The sequence below is a fragment of the Streptomyces sp. NPDC059169 genome (assembly GCF_042755225.1).
In the GTDB taxonomy this organism is placed as follows: domain Bacteria; phylum Actinomycetota; class Actinomycetes; order Streptomycetales; family Streptomycetaceae; genus Streptomyces.
This window is the reverse complement of record NZ_JBHZCF010000001.1, coordinates 248,770-253,266: the sequence shown is the minus strand read 5'-3', so window position 1 is coordinate 253,266 and position 4,497 is coordinate 248,770. Positions and strand designations below refer to the sequence as shown.

Below are 4,497 nucleotides of genomic sequence, written 5' to 3'. Positions count from 1 at the left end.
CCGTGCTGGTCCCGGTGTGGGGGAGAGGCGCACACCCGGTGTCAGGGGTGGGGGGGGGGGCGGGCGGGGGGGGGGGGGGGGGTGTCCTCCCCCCCCCCCCCCCCCCCCCCCCCCCCCCCCGACCCCACGCCAAGGCCGTTCTTCGGCACCCCTCACACTCGGCGGGTCACACCCCGCACGCCGTATAGCCGGCCCTTGTCCTGGGCCGGGCGGTCGCTGCACCCAGAAGCGGCCAGGTAGAGAGGCAAAACATGGGAAGGTACGTCGCCCGTCGCCTCGGGCAGATGGTCATCGTCCTGCTCGGCGCGAGCATGGTCCTGTTCGCGTGTCTGTTCGTTCTCCCCGGTGACCCCGTGGGTTCGATGGTGGGCAGCGACAAGGCCCGAGATCCCGCGGTCGTCAAGGAACTCCGGGAGAGGTACGGGCTAAACGACCCACTGCCGGTTCAGTACGTCAACTACGTGAAGAAGGTCGCGACCGGCGACCTCGGCACGGACTACCAGCAGAACCGTCCGGTCCGCGAGATCCTCGGGCCGAAGCTGGTCAACACCGCCAAGTTGGCCGTGATGGCGACCGTGATCGTCACATTCCTCGGCATGCTGGTGGGCATCGTCGCGGCGCTGTTCAGATACAGCGTCTGGGATATGGCGACGACACTGATCACCACGGCGGCCGTCGGCTTCCCGACCTTTGTCATCGGCTTCCTGCTGAAGTCCGTCTTCGTCATCAAGCTCGAGTGGTTCTCGCTCTTCGGCGAGCAGAACTTCCAGATGATGATCCTTCCCGCGTTCACCCTGGCCATCGTCGACGTCGCCTTCGTCGCCCGTCTGACCCGCGGCACCATGCTCGAAGTCCTGCGCGCGGACTACGTGAAGACCGCCGTCGCCAAGGGACTCCCGCGCCGCCAGGTGTTGTTGAAGCACGTGCTGCGCAACTCCACCATCCCGGTGGTGACGTATCTCGGTATCTCCTTCGGATCCCTGCTCGGCGGTGCTCTGATCACGGAGGCGATCTACAACTACGACGGGATCGGCAACGCGCTCGTCAAGGCGGTCCAGCAGCAGAACAATCCGATCGTGGTCGGTGTGGTCACGTACAGCGTCGGAATCTTCGTCCTGCTGAGCCTGCTCGTTGACCTGCTGTACGCGGTCCTCGACCCGCGCATCCGCCTCAACTGACCGTCCCCTAGGAGGTATCTCTCATGTCTGAGCTCGTGGAGAGCCCTGCGGGGACCCAGGCGCCCGCGGCCGACACGCCGAACGCCGAACCCGCCATCAAGCAGATCACCCAGTGGGGCGAGATCCGTCACCGCTTCCTCCAGAACAAGCTGGCCGTCGTCGGCCTGACCATCGTCGTCCTGCTGTTTCTGACCGCGGCCTTCGGCGAGATGTTCGCGCCGTACGACCCGATGGCGCAGGACCTCAACAACACGCTCGCCGATCCGGGCACCGCGCACTGGCTGGGCACCGACGCCCTGGGTCGTGACCAGTTCTCGCGTCTGCTCGTCGGCGCCCGCACCGCTGTGCTCGTCGGCCTGGCCTCGATCTTCTTCGCCGTCCTGATCGGTGTCGTCATGGGTGCCGTCGCCGGCTACTTCGGCAAGGCCGTCGACAACGTGATCATGCGCGTCGTCGACGTCTTCCTCGCCTTCCCGCTGCTCATCGGCGCCATCGTCATCATCTTGGTGGTCGGCCGCGGCATCCTGCCAGTGATTATTTCGCTTGCCATCTTCTCCTGGGCCACCGTCGCCCGACTCCTGCGCGGCTCGATCCTCCAAGTGCGCGAGATGGACTACGTCCACGCCGCCCAGGCGCTTGGCGCGAGCAAGCTCCGCATCATCCGCAAGCACATCCTGCCCAACTCGCTGACCGCGGTCATGGTGTACGCGGCCTTCAACGTCGGTACCACCATCGTCGGTGTCGCGGCCCTCTCCTTCCTCGGTGTGGGTGTCCCCGTCGACGTCCCGGAGTGGGGCAACATGCTCGCCGCCGGCCAGGCATTCGTCGGTGTCAAGGACTTCCTGTGGCTCGGCCCCAGCATGTTCGTCGTCGTCACCGTCCTCGGCTTCGCCTTCGTCGGTGACGGCCTGCGTGACGCGCTCGACCCGAAGCTGCGGTGACCTCGATGCCCCAGGACAAGACCAGCAAGCAGGATGAAGGTGGCGGCGTGACGACGTCCGAGATTGTGAGCGAGGCGGGCACGGACTCTTCGGCTCCGCTTCTGGAGGTCGACAACCTCCATGTCGAGTTCAAGACCCGCGACGGAGTCGCCAAGGCCGTCAACGGTGTGAGTTACAGCGTCGACGCCGGCGAGACCCTCGCCGTACTCGGCGAGTCCGGCTCAGGCAAGTCCGTGACAGCCCAGGCGGTCATGGGCATCCTGGACAGCCCTCCCGGAAAGGTCACCCAGGGCGAGGTCCGTTTTCACGGCCAGGACATCCTCAAGATGTCCGCCGAGGAGCGCCGCAGGCTCCGGGGCGCCAAGATGGCGATGATCTTCCAGGACGCACTCTCCTCGCTGAACCCGGTCTACTCGGTCGGCAACCAGCTCGGCGAGATGTTCCGGGTGCACCAGGGAATGTCCAAGAGGGACGCCAAGAAGAAGGCGATCGAGCTGATGGACCGGGTGAAGATCCCGGCCGCGGCGGCGCGCGTCGACGACTACCCGCACCAGTTCTCCGGCGGTATGCGCCAGCGCATCATGATCGCCATGGCGCTGGCCCTGGAGCCGGATCTGATCATCGCCGACGAGCCCACCACCGCGCTCGACGTGACCGTCCAGGCTCAGGTCATGGACCTGCTGGCGGAACTCCAGCGCGAGTACCAGATGGGCCTGATCCTGATCACCCACGACCTCGGCGTGGTCGCCGACGTCGCGGACAAGATCGCTGTGATGTACGCGGGCCGCATCGTCGAACAGGGCTCGATCCACGAGATCTACAAGCGCCCCGCGCACCCCTATACCCGCGGTCTGCTCGACTCGATCCCGCGCCTGGACCAGAAGGGCCAGGAGCTGTACGCGATCAAGGGTCTGCCGCCCAACCTGCTGCGCATCCCCTCGGGTTGCGCATTCAACCCGCGCTGCACCAAAGCGCAGGACATCTGCCGTACCGACATCCCGGCTCTGCACCAGGTGACCGAGCAGGACGGCACCGAGCTCGCCGGCCGCGGCAGCGCGTGCCACCTCTGGAAGGAGACGATCCATGGCTGAGTCGGACAAGAAGGGCGAGGCCGTGGACGCCACTCCGAACGTCGCCGGTGTCGAGGCCGTCGAGGTGTCTTCCGAGGCCCGGGTCGTCGAGGCGCTGGACGCCCCGGTCGACCGGGGTGAGCCGATCCTCCAGGTGCGCAACCTGGTCAAGCACTTCCCGTTGACCCATGGCATCCTCTTCAGGAAGCAGGTCGGTGCGGTCAAGGCCGTGGACGGGGTCTCCTTCGACCTCTACCAGGGCGAGACGCTCGGGATCGTCGGTGAGTCCGGTTGTGGCAAGTCGACGGTCGCCAAGCTGCTGATGCTGCTGGAGACGGCGACGGCCGGCGAGATCTTCTACAAGGGCCAGGACATCACCAAGCTGTCCGGCCGTGCGATGAAGGCCGTTCGCCGCAACATCCAGATGGTGTTCCAGGACCCGTACACCTCGCTGAATCCGCGGATGACGGTCGGTGACATCATCGGTGAGCCCTTCGAGATCCACCCCGAGGCGGCGCCGAAGGGCGACCGGCGCCGCAAGGTGCAGGAGCTGCTTGACGTCGTCGGCCTCAACCCGGAGTACATCAACCGGTACCCGCACCAGTTCTCCGGCGGCCAGCGCCAGCGCATCGGCATCGCCCGGGGCCTGGCGCTCAACCCCGAGGTCATCATCTGCGACGAGCCGGTGTCGGCCCTCGACGTGTCCGTCCAGGCGCAGGTGATCAACCTGATGGAGAGGTTGCAGGACGAGTTCAACCTGTCCTACATCTTCATCGCGCACGACCTGTCGATCGTCCGTCACATCTCCGACCGGGTCGGCGTGATGTACCTCGGCAAGATGGCCGAGATCGGCACCGACGCGCAGATCTACGATCATCCGACGCACCCCTACACCCAGGCGCTGCTGTCGGCCGTCCCGGTGCCGGACCCGGAGGCCCGCGAGGGCCGCGAGCGGATCATCCTCACCGGTGACGTCCCGTCGCCGGCGAACCCGCCGTCCGGCTGCCGCTTCCGCACCCGTTGCTGGAAGGCCCAGGACAAGTGCGCCACCGAGGTGCCGCTGCTGGCGATCCCCGAGCGTTTCCAGGGCACGGACTCCCCGGCCGCGCACGAGTCGGCATGCCACTTCGCCGAGGAGAAGGACGTCGTCCACGCGGGGTGATGCGTACGAGGTGACGGCCGGGGGGGGGGGGGGGGGAGGAAACGCAAACCCCACCCCCCCCCCCCCCCCCCCCCCCCCCCCCCCCAAGGAACCCCCCCCCCCCCCCCCCCCCCCCCCCCCCCCCCCCCCACCCCCCCAAACCGGCA

General features: G+C 67.2%; 4 protein-coding genes. All 4 read left to right on the top strand.

What is annotated here, in order from left to right:
* Window positions 1-251: 251 nt before the first annotated feature.
* The 4 genes from ACFXOM_RS01105 to ACFXOM_RS01090 are packed head-to-tail and all read left to right on the top strand — an operon-like array spanning window position 252 to window position 4,351.
* On the top strand, window positions 252-1,178 hold the full coding sequence (locus ACFXOM_RS01105) for an ABC transporter permease (protein ID WP_384932048.1): 927 nt from the start codon (window positions 252-254) through the stop codon (window positions 1,176-1,178).
* A gap of 23 nt (window positions 1,179-1,201) precedes the next feature.
* Window positions 1,202-2,119, top strand: coding sequence for an ABC transporter permease (locus ACFXOM_RS01100; protein WP_384932045.1), 918 nt, complete (start codon window positions 1,202-1,204; stop codon window positions 2,117-2,119).
* A 47-nt stretch (window positions 2,120-2,166) separates the two neighbouring features.
* A complete protein-coding gene (locus ACFXOM_RS01095; RefSeq protein ID WP_384932042.1) occupies window positions 2,167-3,210 on the top strand; it encodes an ABC transporter ATP-binding protein in 1,044 nt (347 codons plus the stop codon).
* Window positions 3,203-4,351, top strand: a complete 1,149-nt coding sequence (locus ACFXOM_RS01090) for an ABC transporter ATP-binding protein (RefSeq protein WP_384949205.1) — start codon at window positions 3,203-3,205, stop codon at window positions 4,349-4,351. Before ACFXOM_RS01095 ends, ACFXOM_RS01090 begins: the two co-directional genes overlap by 8 nt.
* Window positions 4,352-4,497: the final 146 nt, after the last annotated feature.